The organism is Methylobacterium sp. WL120, from assembly GCF_008039465.1.
GTDB classification, from domain to species: domain Bacteria; phylum Pseudomonadota; class Alphaproteobacteria; order Rhizobiales; family Beijerinckiaceae; genus Methylobacterium; species Methylobacterium cerastii.
In genome coordinates this window covers 1-21,930 of sequence record NZ_VRUT01000087.1, presented here as the reverse complement: position 1 = coordinate 21,930, position 21,930 = coordinate 1, and the positions used below count along the sequence as shown (strand labels likewise).

Below are 21,930 nucleotides of genomic sequence, written 5' to 3'. Positions count from 1 at the left end.
TTCGGGTCCGCACGATGACGCTGCCGGACGCCTACCAGGACCACGACAGCCCCGACAAGATGTACGCCGAAGCCGGCCTCGACGCCGCCAGCATCGTCAAAAAGGTCGAGGAAATCCTGCCGGAGCGGAAGGCGCGGCCGAGCAACGTCGTCAGCGTCGGTCGCCGCCCGCGCTGAGCGCCGGCCGACCGACGCTCAGTCCGCCTCGCCCTGCATCGCCCGGCGCTGGCGGTCGAGCTCGTCGCTATAGCGCTTCAGCGTGTGGCTCTCGGTGAGCATGCCGATCACCCGCCGGTCGTCGAGCGTGTCGACGACCGCCAGGGCCTCGCTCTCGGTGCGATCGAAGGCCGCCGACGCCTCCTTGGCGTTGAGTTCCGGCGTCAGCACGTCGTCCGAGTGATGCAGCACCTCGGCGAGCGTCGCCGGCCTGCCGGCCTCGTCGCGCGCTGCGGCGTGGGCCTCGGGCACCAGGACGATGCCGGCATAGCGCCCGGCTTCATCGACGACGATCACGCGCGAGGGCGAGCCGAGCGGGTGGGCGCGCAGGAAGGTCGCCATCGGCGTGTCGAGGGGGATGGTGCGCACGTCCTTGCGCATCAGCCGGCCGACCGTGAGGCTGCGGATCCAGCCGACGTCGTGGGCGCTGCGGATGCTCTCGCCGCGCAGGTGGAAGCGCCACGTCGCGAAAGAATAGCCGAAGGTCTTCCGCACGGTGAGCGAGGAGGCGATCACCGCGACCAGGACGAGGCCGGTGATCGGCAGGCTGCCGGTCACCTCCAGCGCCAGGAACGTCATGGTGAGCGGGCCGCCGATGACGGCCACCGCGAGCGCGCTCATGCCGATGACCGCGTAGGCGAGCGGCGTCAACCCGAAGGCGGCGAGCCCCGGAATCACCTCGGGCGCGACCGTCGCGAACAGCTTGCCCGCGAGCGCCCCGAGGAACAGCGAGGCGAAGAACAGGCCGCCGCGGAACCCCGACCCGATCGAGATCGCCGAGGCCGTCGCCTTGCCGACGAACAGCAGCGCGAGCGCCACCGTGCCGTAGCCTTCGGCGCCGCCCGCAAAATGCACGTGCAGGGCGCCGTGGCCGCCGGACAGGACCTGCGGGCCGATCGCGAGGGCGAGCGCGCCGACGCAGAGCCCTCCGAGCGCGGGTCCTGCCGCCCGCGGGATGCGCGTCGCCGCCACCCCCTGCTCCACCAGCGTGACCCCGCGCATGATCAAAATGCCGAGGCCGGCGCAGAGCAGGCCGAGGACCAGGCTCGGCAGGGTGTCGGCGCCCGTCACCGCCGCCGTCGTCACCGCCTGCACGTTATCGAGGGCGACGAGGGGCTGGGCCGCGACCAGGCCACGCGAGACCAGGCTGCCGCAGAGCGCGGCGACCATCACCGGCGTCAGCGTCGCGATCGAGTAGGTGCCGATGATCAGCTCGAAGGCGTAGAACGCCCCGGTCAGCGGCGCGCCGAAGGCGGCGGCGATGGCGGCGGCCGAGCCGCAGCCGACCAGCGTGCGCAGGTCGTTGCGCCGCATCTCGAAGGCGATGCCGAGGCGCGAGGCCAGCCCGCCGCAGATCTGCGTGTAGCCGGCCTCCAGCCCAACCGAGGCGCCGCTTCCGTTCGAGATCACGTTCTGAACCGCGACGTAGAGGCTGTCGCGCAGCGACATCCGGCCGCCATGCAGGGCGTTGGCCTCGATCGGATCGATCACCGGCCGCCTGCGCCGTCCGCGGACCGCGCTGGCGGCAAGGATCACGAGGCCGAGCAGGATGCCGCCGAGGCAGGGGCCGAGCAGCAGGGCCAGCGGCGTCACGCCGTCGGCCGCGCTCAGGCGGGTGCCGTGCGGCAGGCGGTACAATGTCTCGCGAAGGGCTTGCGTCGCAACGGTCATGCCCGCGACCGCCGAGCCGGCGACGCATCCCGTCACCCCCGCGAGCACCACCAGGCCGACTTCGCTCCGGCGGACGAGGACGCGGAGCCGGCCGGGCGCCTGGACCACGGTGGCGCGCCCCCAACGGCGCCGCAGGGGTTCGGCGGTTTGGCTCATCGTAGGGCGGGCTTGGAACGACGGGTCACCCCCGATCCTTTAGGACGTCGGTCCGCCCGTCGTCCACAGACGGATGCGCGTTCTCCAACCCGCTTGAAATGCCGACGCCGCCACGATACACCCCGCCGCAGTGCCGCCGTAGCTCAGTTGGTTAGAGCGCTAGATTGTGGATCTAGAGGTCCCCCGTTCGAGCCGGGGCGGTGGTACCATCAAATTTTCGGGTGGTCGAAGGGGTTGGCGTTGCGCCGGCCCCTTTTTCTTTTCGGGCCCACGGGGCATGACCGGACGCCCTCATGGGACTCGTCCGCTCGTAGGGCTCCCGTTCGACCGGAGAAGGCTTTCGCGTTCTATGGCGGCACCGCGCTCCAGAACTTCGGCGCCGTTAGCATCTGGATGCGGGTGGAGCTCTACGGCGCGTTATAGCGCCGCCTCGGGCTGACCCCGGACATCCGCGAAGGGTCGCGAGCCGATCAGACCACGCCGGCCCGGAGCAGATCGTGGATGTGGAGGATGCCGGCGGGGCGGCCGTCCTCGACCACGAAGATCGCGGTGATGCGCTTGCGGTTCATCACCTCAAGGGCGGCACTCGCCAGGAGGTCGGCCTCCACCACGACGGGGGCGGCGGTCATCACCTGCTGCACGGTGGTGTCGAGGATCGCGGGTCCCATGTGGCGGCGCAGGTCGCCGTCGGTGACGATGCCTATCAGGCGCGCATCCGCGTCGATCACGCCGACGCAGCCGTAGCGGCGCCGGGTGATCTCGATCAGTACGTCGGACATGACCATGTCGTCGGGCACGAGCGGGACCTCGTCGCCGGTGTGCATGAGTTGGCGCACGGCCTTCAGGCGCGCCGCGAGGGTACCGCCCGGATGCAGGGTCTTGAAGCGCGCCGAAGTGAAGCCGCGGCTCTCGACCAGGGCCACCGCCAGCGCGTCGCCGAGCGCCAGCTGGATCAGGCTCGAGGTGGTGGGGGCGAGGTCGTGCGGGCAGGATTCGCGGACCTTCGGCAGGGCCAGCAGCACGTCCGCCGCGCGGCCGAGGGTGCTGTCGGCGTTGCAGGTGATCGCGATCAACGGAATCGAGAAGCGCCGGGAGAAGCTAACGAGGTCGCCGAGTTCCACCGTCTCACCCGACCAGGACAGGGCGACGATCACGTCGTCGGGGGCGATCATGCCGAGGTCGCCGTGGCTCGCCTCGGTGGGATGGACGAAGAAAGCGTGCGTGCCGGTCGAGGCCAGCGTCGCGGCGAGCTTGCGGCCGACATGGCCGCTCTTGCCGATACCGCAGACGATGACGCGGCCTTTCACCGACACGATGGTCTCAACCGCACGCTCGAAGGCGGCGCCGAGGTCGCCCTCCAGAAGGCCGATCACCTCGTCGAGGGCCGACATGCCGAGGCGGAGGCTGCGCACGGCGATGGCGCGGCTGTCGCCCTCCCCCGCGGCGACCGCGTGCAGGCGGGGCGCAGACGGCTTCGCGGGTTTCTGCGCGATCGGGAACGCGGTCACGTGCGACATGGGGCATCCGCAAAGGATCCCGGCATCGAGAACGCGCGCCGGGCTGGCTGAAACGGCATCTTGCCCGTTTGGCGGGCGTCGCCGAGGCCTAGGTTCCGGCCGTGGTTTAAATGTGACGGCGCGATGTCGCAGAGCGCCTGTCGCGAAGCCGGCTCAGCGCGGCACCAGCGTGAAGTCGGGCGCGTGCTCGGGCTGGGTCGTCACCACCGCCGCCGGCAGGACAGGCTTGGTGTCGGCGAGCGAGATCCGGTAGCGGCCGACGATGCGGGCGAGCGCGAGCACCGCCTCGGTCAGGGCGAAGTGCGCGCCGATGCAGACCCGAGGGCCGACGCCGAACGGGAGGTAGGCGTAACGCGGGATCGTCGGCGCGCCGGGCAGGAACCGGCCCGGGTCGAAGGCGTGCGGGTCGTTCCAGAGGCGGTTGTGCCGGTGCAGCACCCACGGTGAGATCATCACGATGTCGCCGGCCGCGATCTCCACGCCGGCGACGCTGTCGGCCTGCAGCGCCCGCCGGACGATGACGAAGGCCGGCGGGTAGAGCCGCATCGTCTCGTCGATCACTGCGCGGGTCAGCGGCAGCCGCCCGTCCTGAGCGCAGCCGGCCGGGGCGGTGAGGTCGGCGCCCTGCGCCTCGCGCGCCACCTGCTCCTGCAGGTCGGGCGCGAGAGCGAGGAGGTAGGCCGCCCAGAACAGCAGCACGGCGGTGGTCTCGTGGCCGGCGAGGATCATCGTCGCGACTTGGTCGCGGACCTCGGCATAGGTGAAGGCCGCCCCGCTCTCCGGGCTGCGGGCCGCCATCATCAGGTCGAGCAGGTCGCGGTTCGTGCGCGGCGTCGCGTCGGCAGCCCGCGCTTCGATGATTTGGCTGAGGAAGGGGGTCCAGCGCTTCCGGAATCGCGCCCGCGGGAAGTCGAGGGGCGCGCGCCAGGTCGGCGGCATCACGATGTCGAGGAGGTGGGGCCGGCCGAGCCGCTCGGAATACTCAGCGATGAAGCCGCGAAGCGCGTCGCCGTGCCGGTCCATCGCCACCGAGAACATGCTGCGCCCGGCGATCTCCAGCGCCAGCCTGTGCAGGCTCGAAAACAGCGCGACGGGGCCGCGCGCGGCGGCGACCTCGAGGTCCACGATCGCGTCGCCGATCGCTTGGTCGATCAGCGGCACCAGCCCGTCGATCGCCTTCGGCGTGAACGCCGGCGCGAGCGAGCGCCGCTGGTGGCGCCAGGGGGCGCCTTCGCTGATCAGCAATCCGTCGCCGAGGATGGGACGGAGGATGCGGACGGAGCCGGCGGTGCGGGCGTAGTTCGCCTGGTTGTCGACGAGCACGCGCCGGATCGCATCAGGATCGCTCAAGGTGAAGCTCGACCGCCCGAGCAGGCTGCGGCGGGTGATCGGCTCCTCGTAGGCTTGGCGCGGCCAGCCGACGAGGGCGTTGGTGCGCAGCGCCCCGAGATAGGAGAGGATCGGCGGCTCGCGCTCCGGCGGAACCCGGAACGGCGGCACGATCCGCGGCGTCGCGGGGCGCGAGCCTGCGGAGTCCTTCGTCGCCGTTGGGTCGAGAGCCGCCGTCATGTCCGTCCTCTACCGACCGGGTCGCAGCCTGTCGCGCCGCCCCGTCGCAATCCGCCCCGCGGGGAAAACCGGTGCGAGAGCCCCTGCGATGCGGCGCCCTTCTACACGCTTGCGCGGAACGGCGTGAGGCCGACGATCCGCCTCAGCCGGCGATGAAGAGGCCCGCGATGGCGGCACTCGTGAGGTTCGACAGGGTGCCGGCCAGGATGGCGCGCAGACCGTAGCGGGCGATCTCGGAGCGGCGCTCGGGCACGAGGCTCGAGAAGCTCGCGAGCTGGATCGCGATGGACGACAGGTTGGCGAAGCCGCAGAGCGCGAAGCAGACGATCGCTTGGCTCCGCGGATCGAGGACGCCGCCCTTCAGGGCGGGCGAGATGTTGGCGTAGGCGAAGAACTCGTTGAACGCGAGCTTCTGGCCGATGGCGCCGCCGACCAACGTCGCGTGCTCCCACGGCACGCCGAGCAGCCAGGCGAGCGGCGCGAGTGCGGCGCCGAGGATGGATTGGATCGAGGCCGCCGGATATCCGGCGAGCCCGCCGACATAGCCGACGAGGCCGTCGGCCAGAGCGATCAGGCCGACGAAGGCGATCAGCATCGCGCCGACGGCGATCGCGACCGCGAGGCCTTTCTGCGTCCCGTCGGCGGCGGCCTCGATCAGGTTCGCCGCCCGGGTCTCCCCGAAGATGACGCGGGTCGTCGCGATCCGAGTCGGCTCGGTGGAGGGCATCAGCAGCTTGGCGTAGAGCAGGCCGCCGGGGATCGCCATCAGCGAGGCGGCCAGCAGGTAGGTCATCGGCACGCCGAGCGCCGCGTAGCCGGCCAGGATCGAGCCCGCGGTGGAGGCGGCGCCGCTCGTCATCACCGCGAACAGCTCGGCCCCGGTGAGCAGCGCCAGGAACGGCCGCAAAGCCACCGCGATCTCGCTCTGGCCGATGGCGATGGTGATCACCGCCGAGAACGACTCGATCGGGCTGGTGCCGACCACGCGGCGCAAGCCCTCGCCGACGATGCGGGCGGCGGCCTGCATGATCCCGAGGTGATAGAGCACGCCGATGAGTGCCGAGACGTAGAGGATCTGCGGCAGCACCCGCAGGGCGAGGATGAAGCCGCTGCCGCCGAACAGCTCGAACATCCGCGGCTCGACGAGGCCGCCAAAGAGGAACGCGGTGCCGCGGTCGCCGTAGCCGAGCACGGTCTGGACGAAGCCCGCCGCCGCGGCGAGCCCCGCTTGGCCCGCGGGCACGAACAGCACGAGGGCGCCGAGCCCGGCCTGGAGACCGAGCGCGGCCAGCACCACGCGCGGGCGGATCGCCCGGCGGTTCGTGGAGAACAGGACGGCGACGGCGAGCAACAGCACGATGCTGAGGCCGGCATGCAGGAGGCGATTGGACATCGGTCCCTTGAAAGCGCGTTGGCTCGACGAAGATCATGGAAGCTTCGCGCCAAGCGCTCGCCGACGCCATCGCCCGAATGCCGTTTGAGCGCCGGTGATGCGCGAATGCGGCGCTCGGCGACGCCGGCGCCTGTTCATGGCGCCGGGGCGAACCTATCCTGCTCGGCCAAAGGCACGGTCGGCACGCTCGTGCGAACCTCACCGACGACCTGGAGCGGACGACAACATGGCGAGCCTGCGCGCGCATCTCGCGTCCTACATGGTCAGGCGCAACGTCCGGAACCGGCTCGGGGCGATGGACGACGTGGCAAAGATCCGCGCCGTGTTCGGCGGCCGGACGTTCCCCGACCCGGCCGGCGCGACCTACGAGGCCGGCACGGTCGGCGGCATTCCGGGCGAATGGGTCAGGCCGGCCCGTGCGAAGGGGCCGGAGCGGCGGCTGCTCTACCTGCACGGCGGCGGCTTCGTCGCCTGCTCGCCGAAATCCCACCGCCCGGTGACGGGCGCGCTGGCCGAACGCGGCTTCACCATCTTCGCCCCCGACTACCGGCTCGCGCCGGAGCATCCGTTTCCGGCCGCCACCGAGGACGCTTGCGCGGCCTGGAACGCCTTCGCGGCGCACGGGCCGGCTTCGATCGCAGGCGATTCTGCCGGCGGCAACCTCGCTTTGGTGGCGATGCTCTCGGCCCGCGACCGGGGGCTACCGTTGCCGACGGCCGCGGCCCTGTTCTCGCCCGTCACCGACTTCCTCGCCCGCGACGGTTCGCGCGTCAGCAATGCGCAGCGCGACGCGATGTTCGACCCGCGGGCGATGCTCAACCTCGGGCCGCTGTATCTCGACGGCGCCGACCCGGGCGACCCGCTGATCTCGCCGCTCTTCGCGGACCTCGCCGGCCTGCCGCCGCTGCTGTTCCATGTCGGCGAGCGCGAGGTGCTGCGCGACGACTCCGTGCGGATGGCCGAGAAGGCGCGCGCGGTCGGCGTCACCGTCTCGATCACGGTGTTCCCCGTGGTCAGCCACGTCTGGCAGTTCGCCCACAGCATGCTGCCGGAGGCGCGCGCGTCGCTGGACGGCGCGGCGGAGTTTTTGCGCGCCGCCGCTTAGGTCGTTCCGGCCGGCTTCGCTCCGCGGCAACGGGCTCGCGCATGACGGAACGCGGTGCGGCGATCGGCCGTTGAGGAGGCAAGCTGCGCCGTCGGTCGGCGCCAACCTCGCGGAGAGAGCCATGAGCCTGATCGGACGCATCGTCACCAAGCTTCTCGGGAACGAGGACCGCCAAGTGGTCCGAGACGACCGCAACGCGAGCTCAGCCTCGCCGATCGGCCGCCTCGTCACGAAGATTCTGGGCAAGTAGTCGCCCGCACCGAACCAGCACAACGAATGCGTAGGAGGTGACCATGGTGGATACGGATCGCATCGTCGGCGGTGCCAAGGAACTCGGCGGCAAGATCCAGGGGGCGGCCGGCGACTTCGTCGGGTCGAACCGCGACTCCGTCGAGGGGCGCCTGCGCGAGGCGCAAGGGCGCGCGCAGGACGCCTACGGACAGGCGAAGGACACCGTGCGCAACGTGGCCGACGAGGCGGGCGACCGCGCGCAGGACGCCTACGGCCAGGCCAAGGATGCCTACGGCCAGGCTCGCAGCAAGATCCGCGATGTCGCCGACAACGTCACGGACTACGCCGCAGATGCTTACGATCGTCGCGGCGACTACCTGCGCGACGGCCGCGAGGCAGTGTCTTCGCGGGTCGAGGAGAACCCGCTGGTGGCGCTGCTGATCGCAGGCGCCGTCGGTTACGGCCTCGCCCTGCTGCTCCACGGGCGTCGCTGACGCCGAGGCGTCTCGAAAGCGCGGCGCGACCTCGAAACACCCCGTCGGACCTGTCCGGCGGGGTGTTCTCGTTTGGCCTATTGCGCGGTCCAGCCGCCATCCATCGAGATGTTGGTGCCCGTGATCTGGCTCGCCGCGTCCGAACACAGGAACAGGGCGAGCGCAGCCACCTGATCGACGGTGACGAACTCCTTCGTCGGCTGCGCCTTGAGCAGCACCTCGTCGATCACCTGCTCCTTGCTGAGCCCGCGCGCCTTCATCGTATCGGGGATCTGCGACTCGACCAGCGGCGTCCAGACGTAGCCGGGCGAGATGCAGTTGACCGTGATCTTGTGCGTCGCGAGTTCCAGCGCCGCGGTCTTCGTCAGGCCGGCGATGCCGTGCTTGGCTGCGACGTAGGCCGACTTGTAGGGCGAGGCGACCAGCGAGTGCGCCGAGGCGGTGTTGACGATCCGTCCCCAGCCGCGCGCCTTCATCCCCGGGATCGCCGCCTGCATCGCGTAGAAGGCCGAGGACAGGTTGATCGCGATGATCTGCTCCCACTTCGCGCCGGGAAACTCCTCGATCGCCGAGACGAACTGGATGCCGGCATTGTTGACGAGCACGTCGACCGAGCCGAAGCGTTCCTCCGCCTCGCGCACCATGTCGCCGATCTCGGACGGCTTCGACATGTCGGCGGCCGAATAGTGCGCCCGCACGTCGAACTCGGTCTCGATCGCGGCCCGCGCCGCCTCGATCGCGTCGGCCTCCCCGAAGCCGTTCAGCACCACGTTCGCCCCGTCGCGCGCCAGCGCGCGGGCGATGCCGAGCCCGATCCCGCTGGTCGAGCCGGTGACGAGCGCGGTTCTGGATTTCAGGGTCATGCGGGGCTCCGGGATGGCGGCTGGATGTCGCGAAAGCCTGCCCGATGCACCGCCGGTTGTCGACGCATCCAGGTCACGGACCGGTCAGGGCGTCACATCGGCGGCGCCCGTCTCGGCCTCGAACGCGCTGGCGAGGTAGGCGCGCACGAACCCCGGCATCGCACCGTCGAGGTCGTCGGCACCGCGAACGGTCACGATGCCGGAGAGTTCCGGCTCGTCCTCGCGCAAGGCGTAGAGTTCCATGCGCTCGACGAGGGCTGCGGCCGGCTCGGTGAAGCGCACGGGGCGCAGGAAGGCGAGCTGCCCCTCGCCGCGCAGGCACACCCATTCCTCGGTCGCGCCGTCCGGCACCCGTAGGCCGGTCTCCTCAAGAAGCTCGCGCGCGGCGCTGCCGGAGAAGTCGACGGACTCTCCGCGCACGTCGTCCAGGTCCGGCGTGCCGCAGGGGAAGTAGATCTGCCCGGCGTTGGCGGTGTGCGGGCCCATCCGCCCGAGCAGCACCGCACCGTCGGCGCTCCATGGCACGATCGCCGCGAAGGCGTTGGCGACGTGCCCGTCCGGCGAGCCGCCGTCGCGATAGGCCAGGAACCGCGAATACGGCGTCTTGAACAGGTCGAGGCGGCAGGTGTCGTCGTCGATCGCGCAGCCGCAGGCGACGAGCACCGGCCCGTCGAACAGGGCGGGCTGCGCCGCGCGGCGGCGCCTCCAATTGTCGTCGATGCGCGCGGCGTTGTCGCGCGCCCAGGCCCAATCGTAGGTCACCAGCCGCGCTTCGAGCCGCGCGAGGCGGACGACCTCGAAGCCGTAGGGCCGCGGATCCGGCGTCGGGCGGTCAGACATGCAGCAGTCCTTCCGAGACGATCAGCGCCGCACCGCCGATCTCGACCGAACGCAGCGCGCCGGCCTCGATGACGAGCTGCAACGCGATCTCGCTCGGGCGGCCCATCGCGACCCCTTGCGTGATCGCCACGTCGTGGGTGCCGTCGCCAAGGGTCTCGAACTGCATCAGCACGCCGGCGAAGGCCGCCGCCGCGGAACCCGTCGCCGGGTCTTCGGGAACGCCGAGCGCCGGCGCGAACATCCGGGCTTGGAACGCCCGTGCGCCGCCCGCCTCGTCCGGCGCGTAGAGGAAGAAGCCGTCCTGCGAGCCCGCAAGCGTACCCGGCTGTGCTGCGTCGAGGCGGGCGCGCGACAACACCGGGACGAAGGTGAAGCTCGGGCCCACGCCATGCCGGCTCGGACGATGCCGGCCGAATCCGATATCCTCCGCCGTCAGCCCGAACGCCGCGGCGAGTTCGGCGGCCTCCGCGGCGTCGCCGAGGGACTTGGGCAGGATCGGGAGCTTGAAGCGGGCGCGCCCCGCCCCGTCGCCGACCTCGACGACGCAGGGGATCGTACCGACCGCTTCCTCCAGGCCGAATGCGACGGTGTCGGCGGTCCCGGCATTCTCCGCGCGCACGGCCAGCAGCACGGCGGTGCCGATCGTCGGATGCCCGGCGAAGGGTAGCTCGCGGGCCGGCGTGAAGATGCGCAGCCTTGCCCGGTGCCGCGGGTCGTCCGGAGGCATCACGAACACCGTTTCGGACAGGTTGAATTCGCGGGCGATGGCCTGCATCGCCGCCGTGTCGAGCCCGTCGGCGTCGAGCACCGCGGCGAGCGGGTTGCCGGCGAGCGCCTGCGTCGTGAACACGTCGAGGGTGACGAAGCGGCGTGGCATCGCAGTTCCTTCCTTCTCGCTCAGACCGTCTCGACCGGGAACGTCTCGGTCGGCGCGACGAACTCGTCCTGCGCCGCCACCGTCAGGATCTCGCGCGAGCCTTCGGCGAGGGTGCGCCGCAGGACGCCGTAGACGGACGCCGCGGCCATCCCGAGCGCGAGCGCCGCCGAGCGCGTGCGGGCGTAGTGCACGAGGAACAAGGCGGCGATGCAGTCGCCCGCCCCGTTGACCGACAGGTCGAGGCGGGGCGTGCGCACCCGCCAGAACGTGCCGCCTTCGCCGGCCAGCATGTCGATGGCGTCGGCCGGCGTGGCATCGGTGGCGAGCGAGGTCACCAGCACCACCCGCGGGCCGCGGGCCTGCAGCGCGGCGACGGCGCGCTTGGCGTCGGCGAGGGTGCCGCTGGTCAGGCCGGTGAGCAGGTCGAGCTCGAACTGGTTCGGCGTCAGGATGTCGGCGGCGGGCACCGCGCGGTCGGCCATGAACTCGGCGATGCCGGAGCGGACGTAGACGCCGCGGCCGGTGTCGCCGATCACCGGATCGCAGGCGTAGAGCGCGCGCGGGTTCTCCGCCCGCACCGCCGCGACCGCGCCGAGGATCGCGGTCCCGATGTCGGCCGAGCCCATGTAGCCGGAAAGCACGCCGTCGCAGGACCCGAGCACCCCGCGCTCGCGGATGCCGGCCACGAGGTCCTCCACCGCCGGCCCGTCGAACACCCGGCCACGCCAGGCGCCGTATCCGGTGTGGTTGGAGAACTGCACCGTGTGGATCGGCCAGACCTCGACCCCGAGCCGCTGCATCGGAAACACCGCGGAGGCGTTGCCGACATGGCCGTAGGCGACGTGCGACTGGATCGACAGGATGTTCATCGCGATGTCTCCCCGCGGCTCTCCCGCGCGCATCGGTCCCGCGGCGTGTTACCGGCTTTCGGCACAGCGCGCACCCGGCGCGGCTCACCCTGGAAAAGACAGGTCATGGACTTCGAATCGCTGCGCGTCTCCGCCCTCGCCTTCGTCGAGGCGCATCGCGCCTGGACACCCCTGATCGTCGGGGTGCTCGCCTTCTGCGAATCGATCGCCTTCCTGTCGCTGCTGGTCCCGGCCACCGTGATCCTTGTCGGGATCGGGGCGATGGTCGGCGCGGCCGACATCCCGTTCTGGCCGGTGGTGGCCGCCGCGGCTTTGGGCGCGGCGCTCGGCGACTGGCTGTCCTACGAGTTCGGCCGGTACTACGGCGAGGGCGCCAAGCGGCTTTGGCCGATGCGGCGCTACCCGGAGATGGTCGCCAAGGGCGAGGTCTTCCTCGAGCGCTGGGGCGCGGCCGCGGTGGCGGTCGGGCGGTTCTTCGGGCCGGCCCGCGCGGTGGTGCCGCTGATCGCCGGGATGTTCGGCGTCGCCCGGCTGCCGTTCCAGCTGGCCAACGTGCTCTCGGCGATCGTCTGGGCCTTCGTGCTCCTGGCGCCGGGCGCCGGCCTGCTCGCGTGGTTTCAGCGCTGATGCGGCGGTTCCCGCCCGAGCGCATCGTCTGTCTCACCGAGGAGACCGTCGAGACGCTGTACCTACTCGGCCAGGACCACCGCATCGTCGGTGTCTCGGGGTACGCGGTGCGCCCGCCGCAGGTCCGGCGGGAGAAGCCGCGTGTGTCGGCCTTCACCAGCGCGGACCTGCCGAAGATCCTGGCGCTCGAGCCCGACCTCGTCCTCGCCTTCTCCGACCTGCAGGCGGCCATCGCCGCCGACCTCGCCCGCGCCGGCGTCGCCGTACACCTGTTCAACCAGCGCGACGTGGCCGGCTGCCTCGCGATGATCCGCACGGTCGGCGCGCTCGTCGGCGTGCCGGACCGTGCGGAGGCCCTGGCGCAGGGTTACGCCGACGACCTCGCGCGGGTGGCCGCCGAGGTCGCCGGTCGGCCGCGGCCGCGGGTCTACTTCGAGGAGTGGGACGCGCCGATGATCTCCGGCATCGGCTGGGTCTCCGAGCTGGTCGGCATCGCCGGCGGCGACGACGTGTTTCCCGAGCACGCCCGGATGGCCGCAGCCAAGGACCGGATCGTCGGGCCGGAAGCGGTGCTCGCTGCGGCGCCCGACGTGATCCTCGCCTCCTGGTGCGGCAAGAAGGTCAACGTCGCGCGGATCGCGGAGCGGCCCGGATGGGCGGCGATCCCGGCGGTGCGGGACGGGCGCATCCACGAGATCAAGTCGCCGCTGATCCTTCAGCCCGGGCCGGCGGCGTTCACCGACGGGTTCGCCGCGATCCGCGCCGCGCTCGCGTGATCTCCCGCCGCAGGTGACAAGGCGAGTCAGGCCTTGGCAAGATGCCGCGTCCCGATTCGGCACAGGCCGCCACACGAGAGACGATGTCGTCAGCCCTCGCCCACGCTCTCCCGGCCCAAGCCGCGCCCGATCTGGTCCTGCCGCCCGACCGGCGCCAGTCGCCGACGGCGCTGAAGATCCAGCGCGGCGTCCGCCGTCTGTTCTCCGAGATGGGGTGCGCCACCCTGCCCGAGTTCTCCCTGGTCAACGGCCGGCGGGCCGACGTGATCGCACTCTGCGGTGCCGGGAGACTGACCATCGTCGAGATCAAGTCGAGCGTCGCCGACTTCCGCGCCGACCGGAAATGGCCCGACTACCGCGACTTCTGCGACCGGTTCTTCTTCGCGATCCCCGACACGGTGCCGGAATCCCTGATCCCCGAGGAATGCGGCCTGATCGTCGCCGACGCCTTCGGCGGGCTGGTGGTCCGCGAGGCGCCCGAGCACCCGCTCTCCGGCCCGCGCCGCAAGGCGGTGACGCTGCGCTTCGCCCACAGCGCCGCCCGCGTGCTGCACGGCCTCGCCGACCCGGGCGCGATCCGCGACGGGGCGCTTTGACGGCTGGGCCGACGGGGACCGGAGGCCGTCGAACGGATTGTCGATCGATCAGGCTGCTCGGTGTTACGCTTTCGCAGCGTGACGGGGGCGACTAAGCTCGCGGGCGGGATCGCGGTCCCCGACCGTCACCGGGAAATGGTTTCGATGCGCGCCTTGATCGGGATCGTCACAGCACTCCTCCTCGCGGGGCCGGCCGCGGCGCAGACCGTCGTCCGGATCGGTCTTTCGGCGCCGCTCACCGGGCCGGATGCGGCCTTCGGCCAGGGCATGCGGCTCGCGGCCGAACAGGCGATCGCCGACCTGAATCGCGCCATCGGCACGTCCGGCCGCAAGCTGGCGCTGGTCGTGGCCGACGATGCCGGCGAGGCCAAGCAGGGCGCCGTGGTCGCCCGGCGGTTCGCGGCGGACGGCATCCGCCTCGTGGTCGGCGCTCTCGAATCCTCGGTCGCGGCCGCGGTGGCGCCGCTCTACGAGGATGCGGGTGTCGTCCTGGTGACGCCGGGCGCGTCCTGGGCTGCGCTGACGCAGCGGGGCTATGGGAACCTCTTCCGTGTCGTCCCTGGCGACGCGCAGCAGGGCGCGGCGGCTGGCCGTTATCTCCTCGTGCACGAGCCCGGGCGGCGGATCGGCGTCGTTCACGACCGCACCACCTTCGGACGCGGTCTCGCAGACGCGGTTTCGCGCACGCTGAAGGCGGGTGGCGACCCGGAGGTGGCGTTCGAGAGCCTGCCGCGCGGCAGCCGCGATGCCACGGAACTGGTAACGACCCTGAAGGCGGCCCGCGTCGAGGCGGTGTATTTCGGCGGCCTGGCTCCGGAGGCGGCGACCCTGCTCCGCGCGATGCGGGACGCCGGCCTCGGCGCCCACCTGGTGGCGAGCGACGGCATCCTCGACCGCGATTTCGCGAGCCTCGCGGCGACCGCCGGCGAGGGCACGGTGATGACCGTTCCCGTCGAACCGGTTCGCTTGCCCGAGGCGAAGGGTCGGCCGCCGCGCACCACGGAGGCCGATGCGGTCGCCGGCCCGACCTATGCAGCGGTGGAGGTGCTGGCGCAGGCGCTCGACCGCGCGAAATCGCAGGACTCGCGCAGGGTCGCCGCGGCCTTGCGAGGCGTGCCCTTCCGCACGATCCAGGGCGAAGTCGCCTTCGATGCGCAGGGCGACCTGCGCGAGGGGGCCGTGTCGCTGCGGGCGTGGAAGCGCACGCCGGACGGGCGGCTCGACTATGCCGGCAACGAGGTCGCGCCGTAGAATCGGTCGTTCCGCGCAGGAATCGTGCAGGAACGATGCTTTTTATGTCGACGCCGTCGCGACGACGTTGCGGCAAAGCTTGCCTGCATGGCGGCGGCCCCCTACATCGTGCCGACGCTCGACGGCGTGGCGCCTCCGGATACGGACCCGCCGCCGCAGCGGACATCGAATTGCCGTGACGAACGATCGTGCGCCGGAACGCCTGCTTCCAGACGGTCCGACTGGAGAGGGTGAATGGCGAAAGAAGAATTGATGCAGTTCGACGGTCTCGTTCTCGAGATCTTGCCGGATGCGCGCTACCGGGTACAGCTGGACCAGGGCCACGAGATCGTCGCCTACACCGCCGGCAAGATGAAGAAGAACCGCATCAAGACGCTGGCCGGCGACCGCGTCACCGTCGAGATGTCGCCTTATGACCTGGAGAAGGGCCGCCTCGTGTTCCGGCACAAGGACGAGCGTTCCGCCGGTCCCCGTCCGCCGGTGCGCGGCGGTCAGTTCCGCCGCCGCTGAGCGGCCGCCGGTTCCCGCGCCCGTCCGGACCGCTGCTGCCTACCCGCTCCTGACGTTGACCGCCCTGCTCTGGGCGGGCAACGCCGTCGCGGGCCGGTGGGCGCCGGGCCATGTCTCGCCCCAGGCGATCACCTCGCTGCGCTGGGGCGTGGTCTGCGTCGTTCTGGGGCTGCTCGCCCGCAGGCGCATCAGCGCCGACTGGTCGGGCATCCGCAGTCACTGGCGGCTCGTGTTGCTGATGGGCGGCCTCGGCTACACCGCGTTCAACAGCCTGTTCTACGCCGCCGGGACCTACACCAGCGCGATCAATCTCGCCCTATTCCAGGGCTCGATCCCCGTGCTGGTGATCCTGCTGAACTACGCCCTGTATCGCACCGCGGTCACGCCCGGCCAGGTGGTCGGCGTGCTCGTCACCCTCGTCGGCGCGACGGTGGCGGCGACGCACGGCGACTGGCACGTGCTCGCGACCCTCGACTTCAACCGCGGCGACGTGCTCGTCTTCATCGCCTGCCTGCTCTACGCCGGCTACACCCTCGCCCTGCCGCATCGCCCGGCGATTTCCGGGCTGACGTTCTTCGCGGCGATGGCGCTGATGGCCTTCCTTACCTCCCTGCCGCTCCTGGCGGTCGAGGCGGCGGCCGGTCGGCTGATCTGGCCGGGGGCGCAGGGCTGGGCGATCGTGGTGTTCGTCGCGCTCGGGCCGTCGCTCGCCGCGCAACTGTTCTTCATGCGCGGCGTCGAGCTGATCGGGCCGAACAGGGCCGGCCTCTTCGTCAACCTCGTGCCGATCTTCGGCGCAGGCCTCGCCGTGCTGGTTGTCGGCGAGCCGTTCGGGATCAACGAGGCCCTGGCGCTCGCCCTGGTACTCGGAGGCATCTTCTGCGCGGAACGCCTCGGGCGCGGCGCGCCGCCGGCCATCGCCGAGCCGGCGGCGCCGCGAGACCGTCGCACGCCCTGATCGCGGCCGGCGGGATCGCCGGCCACGGGGATCAGTCGGCTTATTCGCAGACCCGGACGCGGCGGACGAACACGTCGCCATAGGCGTCGACCGAGCGGCGGCGCTCGAAATGGCAGACGGGGCCGTAATCTTCCTCGACATAGACCGGGCGCGGCGCGCGGTAGACCGGCTGGCCGGGGTAGTAGCCGTTCTGCGAGGACGCGATGGCGCCGCCGACGGCGAGGCCGCCGAGCACGCCCAGCGCGGCCGCACCGCCGGCGCCGATGCCGTCGCGGGCTTGCGCCCCCGGCGCGACTGCCACGAGGCTCCCTGCGACGAGAGCAACGGAAAGATATCGGATCATGGTTCGTCCCCTCTGGGTCTGTCGTGGCCGCAATGTCCGGCCAGGTCGTAAACGAAATGCGAATGCCCCGGGCTTCGCCGCCTGCCACGAAGATCACATTCGTGTTGGGCCTCGGATCGTTCGATAGAACAAACTTGCTTTGAGGCAAATCTTCGGCGCGCGCCCTCGGCCACCACTCACACCCGCGCGAGGCGCAGCGACAGCGGCCAGCGCACGGTGCGAAGCTGGCCGCCCGGCCCCCATGATGCCGCGAGCGCTTCATGGAAAGCGTCGACGGCCCCGCGACCGATCGCCTTCTCCAGCCCACGCAGGGCCGACCACGTCTCGACGTAACCGATCAGGTCGGCAAGAGACCACGCCACCGTGATCGCGAGGTCCGGTGCGGCGATTTCCGCGAACGGGAAGGGCAGCGATTGGTAGCCGTCCTCGACGTGTCGGCGCTCGGGCGGCCAGTACGGCCCGACCACGTCGTCGTAGAAGTGTCGGACCGCTCCATCTGGTTCGCCCTCGACGTGCAGGATGCCGTAGCTGACCAGCGCCAGCACCGCGCCCGGCCGGGCGATGCGGCGGACCTCGTCGTAGAACGCGGCAAGGTCGAGCCAGTGGGCCGCCTGCGCTACGGTGATCAGGTCGGCGCTCGATGTCGCCAACTCGCTCCGCTCGGCCGGCGCGGTGCGGTACGTGACACGGGGATGCGGCGTCGCGTTCGCGATCTGCGCGGCGCTGGCATCGGTGGCGACGACGTCGCCGAAATGCGCGGCGAGCTGCGTCGAGAGCTGCCCGGTGCCGCAGGCGGCGTCGAACGCCAGCCCACGTCCGGGCGCGGCCTCGGCGAGGAACGCCGCGAGGCCCGCCGGATAGGTCGGCCGGTGGGCCGCGTAGGCGGCCGCCTGCGACGAGAAGTGGTCCTTGAACGCCGGGTCCATCGTCGCCGCCTCGTCGTCGCCTGTCGCCGGATCAGGGTAGCCCTGCCAGCGGTTTCGAAGAAGCCGCCGCTTGACGGCGCCGGTCATTCCGGCTGCAACCGGGCCGAACCGCAACGGAAGGGACCGAGATGGCGACACGAGGCTTCGTCGGCCGGCGCAGTCCGGAGGAGACGCAGAAGCGGCTTCCGCCGGGACAGCACCGCGTCGAGGATTTCCCGATCCTCCAGATCGGGCCGAACCCGACGATCGACCTTGCGACGTGGCGCTTCACCCTTCGCGAGGGCGCCAAGCCGCTGAAGTCCTGGAGCTGGGACGAATTCCAGGCGCTTCCGCGCACCGCCTGGCAGGGCGACATCCACTGCGTCACCAAATGGTCGAAGTTCGACACCGGTTGGGAGGGCGTGAGCTTCGACGACCTGCTTGCCGACGCCCGCATCGCGGCGCCGACGGATTTCCTGCTCGCCGAGGGCTACGACGACTATTCCACCAACGTCCCCGTCGCCGACCTCGCCGGCGGGCGCGCGATGATCGCGACGCATTACGAGGGGGCGCCGATCGAGCCGGACCACGGCGGTCCGGCCCGCTTGTTCGTGCCGCACCTCTACCTGTGGAAGAGCGCGAAATGGCTGAAGGGCCTGCGCTTTACCAAGAAGGACGAGGCCGGCTTCTGGGAGATGCGCGGCTACCACATGTACGGCGACCCTTGGCGCGAGCAGCGCTACACCAGTGATTGAGGTGCCCGACTTCCGCTGGCGACAGGCCTTGATCACGGCGATCGCGCCGGTCACCGCGCGGGTGAAGAGCTTTCGCCTGCGCACCGAGATCGCCGACGCCTACAGGCCGGGCCAGCATGTCGACGTGCGCCTCACCGCCGAGGACGGCTACCGTGCGCAGCGCAGCTACTCGATCGCCTCGGCGCCGGACGGCTCGGGAACGATCGAGCTGATGATCGAGGGATTGGAGGGCGGCGAGGTCTCGGGCTTCTTCCACGAGATCGCCGAGGTCGGCGACGCGATCGAGCTGCGCGGGCCGATCGGCGGCGCGTTCTCGTGGGGGCCGGCCGACGGCGGGCCGCTGCTGCTCGTCGGCGGTGGCTCCGGCGTGGTGCCGCTCCTAGCCATGCTGCGCCACCGGGGGGCGGTGGCACCGGAGATCCCGGCTCTTCTGCTCTACTCGGCGCGGACCCGCGGCGATGCGATCGCGCTCGACGAGATCGAGGCGCGCGCCGGCACCGAGCCGGGCCTGTCGCTGATCTTCACCGCGACCCGCTCGGGCGGACGGCGGATCGATGCGGCGACGGTGGCGGAAGCGCTCACGACGCTCGGCCACCCGACCCGCGTCTTCATCTGCGGCGCCACGCCGTTCGTGGGCACGGCCGCGACGCTGCTGGTCGAGGCCGGCGTCGCCCCGGGGCTGATCCGCACCGAGCGGTTCGGCGGTTAGCAGTTCGCTCTACAGATTCTCTCGACGCGACGCCGGGCGTCAGGACCGCCTGATCTGCTTGCGCCGCTTGATGTCGGGGCTCGAGGCGCCGCAGGTCGGCAGGCTCTCCACCGACCCGTGGACCGCGGACGTGGTCGCCGAGAGGTCGTGGTAGCAGACGCAGCCTTCGGCGAAATAGTGGTGCACGAGCGCCCTGCGCGACCGGGTGACGTCGTTGCGCGGCGAGCCCCCGTGCAGGAGGTTCGCGTGCCAGAACAGCACGTCGCCCTTGCGCGCGATGAAGCGCCGGGGCGCGATGCCATGCTCGGCGATCGTGTGCTTGATCGCCGGCTCGTAGCGCTCTGCGTAGGCCGCGTAGCCCCTGTCGCGGAAGTCGTCGGTCGAGATGCCGACGTCGTGGCTGAACACGTAAGGCAGGCGATGGCTGCCGGGATAGTAGACCAGCGGCCCCGAATCGTCGTGGATGTCCTCCATCGCGACCCAGCAGGCGGCGAGGTAGCCGAGCGGGTAGGTCGTCATGTGGATCGAATCCGAATGTTCGGATTGCTGGCTCCCCTTGTGGGAGGCGATGGTCTGGAACGGGATCGCTCGACGCCCCAGCACCATGCTGCTGAAGTTGAACAGCACCGGGTGCTCGAGCAGCGTATCGAGTTCCTCGACCTTGAGGTGCGGGTTGAGGTAGCGGCCGGGATGGGGGTCGTCGTCGGCAGCCTTCTCCGGCGCGAGCGTGATCTCACCCTGCGCGATGGCGGCTTCGTAGGCGGCCCAGGCGGCGTCGATCGTGTCCGGATCGACCGCGCCGCGGGCGACGTAATACCCGTTCTCGGCCCAGAACCGGCACATCTCGGCCTGCTTCGGTGTCAGCTCGCCCCGATCGAGGCGCCGCGCGATCGTCTCGGCGGCGTCCGGCCGGTCGAGCCAGGGCGAAGGCCCGGATTCGGGGAAGTTCTCCGAGCGGAACACCTTGATGCAGCCGATGTCGACAGGGACGTCGGCGTCCACGACGTTGGGCGCTCCGGGTCGCGAGACGGGAAGGTGCGCCGGCGGCTCGCTTCCGAGCGTGTCGCTCCGTCCACCGGCTAAGCCTCGGGCCGCGTTCGCCCAGGTCCGAACCTTGCCCGCTACGCTCGCACGCGTCATCGATCCGCTCCGCCCACCGCGCCGATATCAGAGGCTATCGATTTCGACATTGGATTTGGGTGATACTGAGGCCGTCGATCCAAGGCCGTTTGCAATGTCCGCGCCTGCGCGGGTCGGCTTGGATTGGTCGAAGCCGCCCCTTGCCGTGATGTCTTCGATAGTCTCAAGGCCTAGCTCCGTGAAATCCAAGAAATTTCGGCGTTAGGCTGCAGCCGACGGCAAGGCTCACGGGCTGAAGATCAGCACCAGGTAGACGAAGAACACGATCAGGTGCACCGCCCCCTCCAGCACCGTGGTCCGCAGGCCCGAGAAGGTCAGCGTGCTGAGGATCAGGGTCACGGCGAGCAGCGTCATCTCGGTCGGCTTGAGGCCGAGGACCACCGTCTGGCCGGTGAGCAGGCCGACGGCGAGCACCGCCGGCACGGTGAGGCCGATGGTCGAGGTCGCCGCACCGAGACACAGGTTGATCGCGCGTTGCAGTTCGTTGCGGGCGACGGCCTTCAGCGCCGAAATCGCCTCGGGCGTGAACACGATCGCCGCGATCAGCACGCCCGACAGCGCGGACGGCGCGCCCAGCGCCGCGATGCCGTGGTCGAGGATCGTCGCGAGGCTCTTGGAGAGCAAGACGATCGGCAGGATGTTGGCGACGAGCAGCACCGTGTGCCGGACGATGCTGCCGGCCGGCGCCTTGGTGCGTCGCTCCGGCTCCGCGACGGACCGGCTGCCTTCCGCGCCGGAACCATCTTGGAAGAAGTCGCTGTGCCGCCCGGTCTGGATCAGGAGGAACACCGCGTAGAGCGCCAGGGTGAAGCCCGAGAACGTCACCGCCTGCAGCGTGGTCAAGGTGCCGTCGCGGGTCGAGGTGGTGAAGTTCGGGATGATCAGCGCCAGGGTCGAGAGCGGGATGATCACCGACAGGAAGGCCGACGCCCCTTGCAGGTTGTAGCTCTGCTGGTGGTGCCGCAGGCCGCCGACCAGGAGCCCGAGGCCGACGACCCCGTTGAGGACGATCATCAGCACCGCGAACATCGTGTCGCGACCGAGGGTCGGCGCGTCCTTCGCGCCGAGCATCACCGCTGAGACGAGCGCCACCTCGATCACGACGATGGAGAGCGTCAGCACCAGGGTGCCCAGCGGCTCGCCCAGGATGTCGGCCAGCTCCTCCGCCTCCTGCACCACACCGAAGGCACACCAGAAGATCGCGACGAGCAGCCACGCGAACAGGGCGAGGGCGAAGATCGGCGACGCCAGGTCGCCGAGCCACGCCTTACCGAACCACGCGAAGGCGCCAACCGTCGCCCACGCCACCGCCAACCGCGCCGTTCCCATCGATCGTCCGATCCATCCACCCCTGCGACGATGCTTAGGCGATCGGGATGGATTGCGCACACGCAACCGCCCCATGCGGGCCGGGACGTGGCGGAAACGCCGGGAAGCCGCTAGAGGGTATGGCTTCGCAACCCGAGTCGAGACCGGTGAGCCTGACAGAGAGCCGCGCCCAGCGTCGGTTCTGACGGGACGGACGGTCGTGAAAGCCCCGTACCGTGCCGTTTCCCACCC

23 protein-coding genes and 1 tRNA gene are annotated in these 21,930 nt (G+C 70.8%); 12 read left to right on the top strand and 12 right to left on the bottom strand.

Annotated elements, in window-relative coordinates:
• Nucleotides 1-194: 194 nt before the first annotated feature.
• Nucleotides 195-2,042, bottom strand: a complete 1,848-nt coding sequence (locus FV229_RS16585; protein WP_147753024.1) for a chloride channel protein — start codon at nucleotides 2,040-2,042, stop codon at nucleotides 195-197.
• 132 nt (nucleotides 2,043-2,174) lie between these two features.
• Between FV229_RS16585 and FV229_RS16580 the strand changes: the two genes are divergently transcribed.
• Nucleotides 2,175-2,251, top strand: a tRNA-His gene (locus FV229_RS16580).
• A 261-nt stretch (nucleotides 2,252-2,512) separates the two neighbouring features.
• On the opposite strand, the gene FV229_RS16575 is transcribed toward FV229_RS16580, so the two are convergent.
• From FV229_RS16575 to FV229_RS16565, 3 genes are all read right to left on the bottom strand, one after another.
• Nucleotides 2,513-3,559, bottom strand: a complete 1,047-nt coding sequence (locus FV229_RS16575) for a KpsF/GutQ family sugar-phosphate isomerase (RefSeq protein WP_147753023.1) — start codon at nucleotides 3,557-3,559, stop codon at nucleotides 2,513-2,515.
• Between the two features lie 153 nt (nucleotides 3,560-3,712).
• On the bottom strand, nucleotides 3,713-5,128 hold the full coding sequence (locus FV229_RS16570; protein ID WP_147753022.1) for a cytochrome P450: 1,416 nt from the start codon (nucleotides 5,126-5,128) through the stop codon (nucleotides 3,713-3,715).
• 142 nt (nucleotides 5,129-5,270) lie between these two features.
• Nucleotides 5,271-6,521 carry a nucleoside transporter C-terminal domain-containing protein gene (locus FV229_RS16565; RefSeq protein ID WP_147753021.1) on the bottom strand — a complete coding sequence of 417 codons (1,251 nt, stop codon included), beginning with the start codon at nucleotides 6,519-6,521 and terminating at the stop codon, nucleotides 5,271-5,273.
• Nucleotides 6,522-6,747: 226 nt separating this feature from the next.
• Between FV229_RS16565 and FV229_RS16560 the strand changes: the two genes are divergently transcribed.
• The 3 genes from FV229_RS16560 to FV229_RS16550 all read left to right on the top strand — a co-directional run bounded on the left by FV229_RS16560 (nucleotide 6,748) and on the right by FV229_RS16550 (nucleotide 8,351).
• Nucleotides 6,748-7,626: an alpha/beta hydrolase gene (locus tag FV229_RS16560; protein ID WP_147753020.1), complete on the top strand. Its 879-nt coding sequence runs from the start codon at nucleotides 6,748-6,750 to the stop codon at nucleotides 7,624-7,626.
• Between the two features lie 121 nt (nucleotides 7,627-7,747).
• On the top strand, nucleotides 7,748-7,876 hold the full coding sequence (locus FV229_RS16555; RefSeq protein WP_147726177.1) for a TFIIS helical bundle-like domain containing protein: 129 nt from the start codon (nucleotides 7,748-7,750) through the stop codon (nucleotides 7,874-7,876).
• Between the two features lie 43 nt (nucleotides 7,877-7,919).
• Nucleotides 7,920-8,351, top strand: coding sequence for a CsbD family protein (locus FV229_RS16550; protein WP_147753019.1), 432 nt, complete (start codon nucleotides 7,920-7,922; stop codon nucleotides 8,349-8,351).
• 77 nt (nucleotides 8,352-8,428) lie between these two features.
• Here FV229_RS16550 and FV229_RS16545 read toward each other — a convergent pair whose 3' ends face one another.
• From FV229_RS16545 to pdxY, 4 genes are all read right to left on the bottom strand, one after another.
• Nucleotides 8,429-9,214 (bottom strand): 3-hydroxybutyrate dehydrogenase, encoded by a 786-nt coding sequence (locus FV229_RS16545; RefSeq protein ID WP_147753018.1) that lies wholly within the window; start codon nucleotides 9,212-9,214, stop codon nucleotides 8,429-8,431.
• Between the two features lie 84 nt (nucleotides 9,215-9,298).
• Entirely contained in the window at nucleotides 9,299-10,054 is a 756-nt protein-coding gene (locus FV229_RS16540) for an NUDIX hydrolase (protein ID WP_147753017.1), read from the bottom strand.
• Nucleotides 10,047-10,931, bottom strand: coding sequence for a PhzF family phenazine biosynthesis protein (locus tag FV229_RS16535; protein WP_147753016.1), 885 nt, complete (start codon nucleotides 10,929-10,931; stop codon nucleotides 10,047-10,049). Before FV229_RS16535 ends, FV229_RS16540 begins: the two co-directional genes overlap by 8 nt.
• Before the next feature lie 20 nt (nucleotides 10,932-10,951).
• Nucleotides 10,952-11,800, bottom strand: coding sequence for a pyridoxal kinase PdxY (gene pdxY, locus FV229_RS16530; RefSeq protein ID WP_147753015.1), 849 nt, complete (start codon nucleotides 11,798-11,800; stop codon nucleotides 10,952-10,954).
• A gap of 105 nt (nucleotides 11,801-11,905) precedes the next feature.
• Between pdxY and FV229_RS16525 the strand changes: the two genes are divergently transcribed.
• The 6 genes from FV229_RS16525 (at nucleotide 11,906) to FV229_RS16500 (ending at nucleotide 16,518) form a co-directional block, all read left to right on the top strand.
• Nucleotides 11,906-12,427, top strand: coding sequence for a DedA family protein (locus tag FV229_RS16525; protein ID WP_147753014.1), 522 nt, complete (start codon nucleotides 11,906-11,908; stop codon nucleotides 12,425-12,427).
• Entirely contained in the window at nucleotides 12,427-13,203 is a 777-nt protein-coding gene (locus tag FV229_RS16520) for a cobalamin-binding protein (protein WP_147753013.1), read from the top strand. The genes FV229_RS16525 and FV229_RS16520 overlap by 1 nt, the downstream gene beginning before the upstream one ends.
• A gap of 83 nt (nucleotides 13,204-13,286) precedes the next feature.
• On the top strand, nucleotides 13,287-13,799 hold the full coding sequence (locus FV229_RS16515; RefSeq protein ID WP_147753012.1) for an MmcB family DNA repair protein: 513 nt from the start codon (nucleotides 13,287-13,289) through the stop codon (nucleotides 13,797-13,799).
• Between the two features lie 144 nt (nucleotides 13,800-13,943).
• On the top strand, nucleotides 13,944-15,050 hold the full coding sequence (locus FV229_RS16510) for a branched-chain amino acid ABC transporter substrate-binding protein (RefSeq protein ID WP_147753011.1): 1,107 nt from the start codon (nucleotides 13,944-13,946) through the stop codon (nucleotides 15,048-15,050).
• Nucleotides 15,051-15,284: 234 nt separating this feature from the next.
• Nucleotides 15,285-15,560, top strand: coding sequence for a translation initiation factor IF-1 (gene infA, locus FV229_RS16505; protein ID WP_147025743.1), 276 nt, complete (start codon nucleotides 15,285-15,287; stop codon nucleotides 15,558-15,560).
• A gap of 55 nt (nucleotides 15,561-15,615) precedes the next feature.
• Complete coding sequence (locus FV229_RS16500; RefSeq protein WP_348644186.1) at nucleotides 15,616-16,518, top strand: DMT family transporter; 903 nt, start codon at nucleotides 15,616-15,618, stop codon at nucleotides 16,516-16,518.
• 40 nt (nucleotides 16,519-16,558) lie between these two features.
• Here the strand turns inward: FV229_RS16500 and FV229_RS16495 are convergent, their stop codons facing one another.
• Both FV229_RS16495 and FV229_RS16490 read right to left on the bottom strand, forming a co-directional pair.
• A complete protein-coding gene (locus FV229_RS16495) occupies nucleotides 16,559-16,861 on the bottom strand; it encodes a hypothetical protein (RefSeq protein ID WP_147753009.1) in 303 nt (100 codons plus the stop codon).
• Between the two features lie 176 nt (nucleotides 16,862-17,037).
• Nucleotides 17,038-17,874 carry a class I SAM-dependent methyltransferase gene (locus tag FV229_RS16490; protein WP_238272975.1) on the bottom strand — a complete coding sequence of 279 codons (837 nt, stop codon included), beginning with the start codon at nucleotides 17,872-17,874 and terminating at the stop codon, nucleotides 17,038-17,040.
• 41 nt (nucleotides 17,875-17,915) lie between these two features.
• Here FV229_RS16490 and FV229_RS16485 point away from each other — a divergent pair, with 41 nt between their 5' ends.
• A complete protein-coding gene (locus tag FV229_RS16485; protein ID WP_147753008.1) occupies nucleotides 17,916-18,521 on the top strand; it encodes a sulfite oxidase-like oxidoreductase in 606 nt (201 codons plus the stop codon).
• Between the two features lie 28 nt (nucleotides 18,522-18,549).
• Entirely contained in the window at nucleotides 18,550-19,230 is a 681-nt protein-coding gene (locus tag FV229_RS16480; protein WP_306422442.1) for an FAD-binding oxidoreductase, read from the top strand.
• Nucleotides 19,231-19,269: 39 nt separating this feature from the next.
• On the opposite strand, the gene FV229_RS16475 is transcribed toward FV229_RS16480, so the two are convergent.
• Nucleotides 19,270-20,232, bottom strand: coding sequence for a phytanoyl-CoA dioxygenase family protein (locus FV229_RS16475; RefSeq protein ID WP_246688222.1), 963 nt, complete (start codon nucleotides 20,230-20,232; stop codon nucleotides 19,270-19,272).
• A 363-nt stretch (nucleotides 20,233-20,595) separates the two neighbouring features.
• Nucleotides 20,596-21,699 carry a calcium:proton antiporter gene (locus tag FV229_RS16470; protein WP_147753005.1) on the bottom strand — a complete coding sequence of 368 codons (1,104 nt, stop codon included), beginning with the start codon at nucleotides 21,697-21,699 and terminating at the stop codon, nucleotides 20,596-20,598.
• Nucleotides 21,700-21,930: the final 231 nt, after the last annotated feature.

Excerpts from the sequence above, each read along its gene's own strand:
- FV229_RS16575 (WP_147753023.1), bottom strand. The coding sequence starts at position 3,559 with ATGTCGCACGTGACCGCGTTCCCGATCGCGCAGAAACCCGCGAAGCCG.
- FV229_RS16490 (WP_238272975.1), bottom strand. The coding sequence starts at position 17,874 with ATGACCGGCGCCGTCAAGCGGCGGCTTCTTCGAAACCGCTGGCAGGGC.
- FV229_RS16570 (WP_147753022.1), bottom strand. The coding sequence starts at position 5,128 with ATGACGGCGGCTCTCGACCCAACGGCGACGAAGGACTCCGCAGGCTCG.
- infA (WP_147025743.1), top strand. The coding sequence starts at position 15,285 with ATGGCGAAAGAAGAATTGATGCAGTTCGACGGTCTCGTTCTCGAGATC.
- FV229_RS16495 (WP_147753009.1), bottom strand. The coding sequence starts at position 16,861 with ATGATCCGATATCTTTCCGTTGCTCTCGTCGCAGGGAGCCTCGTGGCA.
- FV229_RS16525 (WP_147753014.1), top strand. The coding sequence starts at position 11,906 with ATGGACTTCGAATCGCTGCGCGTCTCCGCCCTCGCCTTCGTCGAGGCG.
- FV229_RS16550 (WP_147753019.1), top strand. The coding sequence starts at position 7,920 with ATGGTGGATACGGATCGCATCGTCGGCGGTGCCAAGGAACTCGGCGGC.
- FV229_RS16540 (WP_147753017.1), bottom strand. The coding sequence starts at position 10,054 with ATGTCTGACCGCCCGACGCCGGATCCGCGGCCCTACGGCTTCGAGGTC.
- FV229_RS16535 (WP_147753016.1), bottom strand. The coding sequence starts at position 10,931 with ATGCCACGCCGCTTCGTCACCCTCGACGTGTTCACGACGCAGGCGCTC.
- FV229_RS16545 (WP_147753018.1), bottom strand. The coding sequence starts at position 9,214 with ATGACCCTGAAATCCAGAACCGCGCTCGTCACCGGCTCGACCAGCGGG.
- FV229_RS16485 (WP_147753008.1), top strand. The coding sequence starts at position 17,916 with ATGGCGACACGAGGCTTCGTCGGCCGGCGCAGTCCGGAGGAGACGCAG.
- FV229_RS16585 (WP_147753024.1), bottom strand. The coding sequence starts at position 2,042 with ATGAGCCAAACCGCCGAACCCCTGCGGCGCCGTTGGGGGCGCGCCACC.
- FV229_RS16555 (WP_147726177.1), top strand. The coding sequence starts at position 7,748 with ATGAGCCTGATCGGACGCATCGTCACCAAGCTTCTCGGGAACGAGGAC.
- FV229_RS16515 (WP_147753012.1), top strand. The coding sequence starts at position 13,287 with ATGTCGTCAGCCCTCGCCCACGCTCTCCCGGCCCAAGCCGCGCCCGAT.
- FV229_RS16470 (WP_147753005.1), bottom strand. The coding sequence starts at position 21,699 with ATGGGAACGGCGCGGTTGGCGGTGGCGTGGGCGACGGTTGGCGCCTTC.
- FV229_RS16520 (WP_147753013.1), top strand. The coding sequence starts at position 12,427 with ATGCGGCGGTTCCCGCCCGAGCGCATCGTCTGTCTCACCGAGGAGACC.
- FV229_RS16510 (WP_147753011.1), top strand. The coding sequence starts at position 13,944 with ATGCGCGCCTTGATCGGGATCGTCACAGCACTCCTCCTCGCGGGGCCG.
- FV229_RS16560 (WP_147753020.1), top strand. The coding sequence starts at position 6,748 with ATGGCGAGCCTGCGCGCGCATCTCGCGTCCTACATGGTCAGGCGCAAC.
- FV229_RS16565 (WP_147753021.1), bottom strand. The coding sequence starts at position 6,521 with ATGTCCAATCGCCTCCTGCATGCCGGCCTCAGCATCGTGCTGTTGCTC.
- pdxY (WP_147753015.1), bottom strand. The coding sequence starts at position 11,800 with ATGAACATCCTGTCGATCCAGTCGCACGTCGCCTACGGCCATGTCGGC.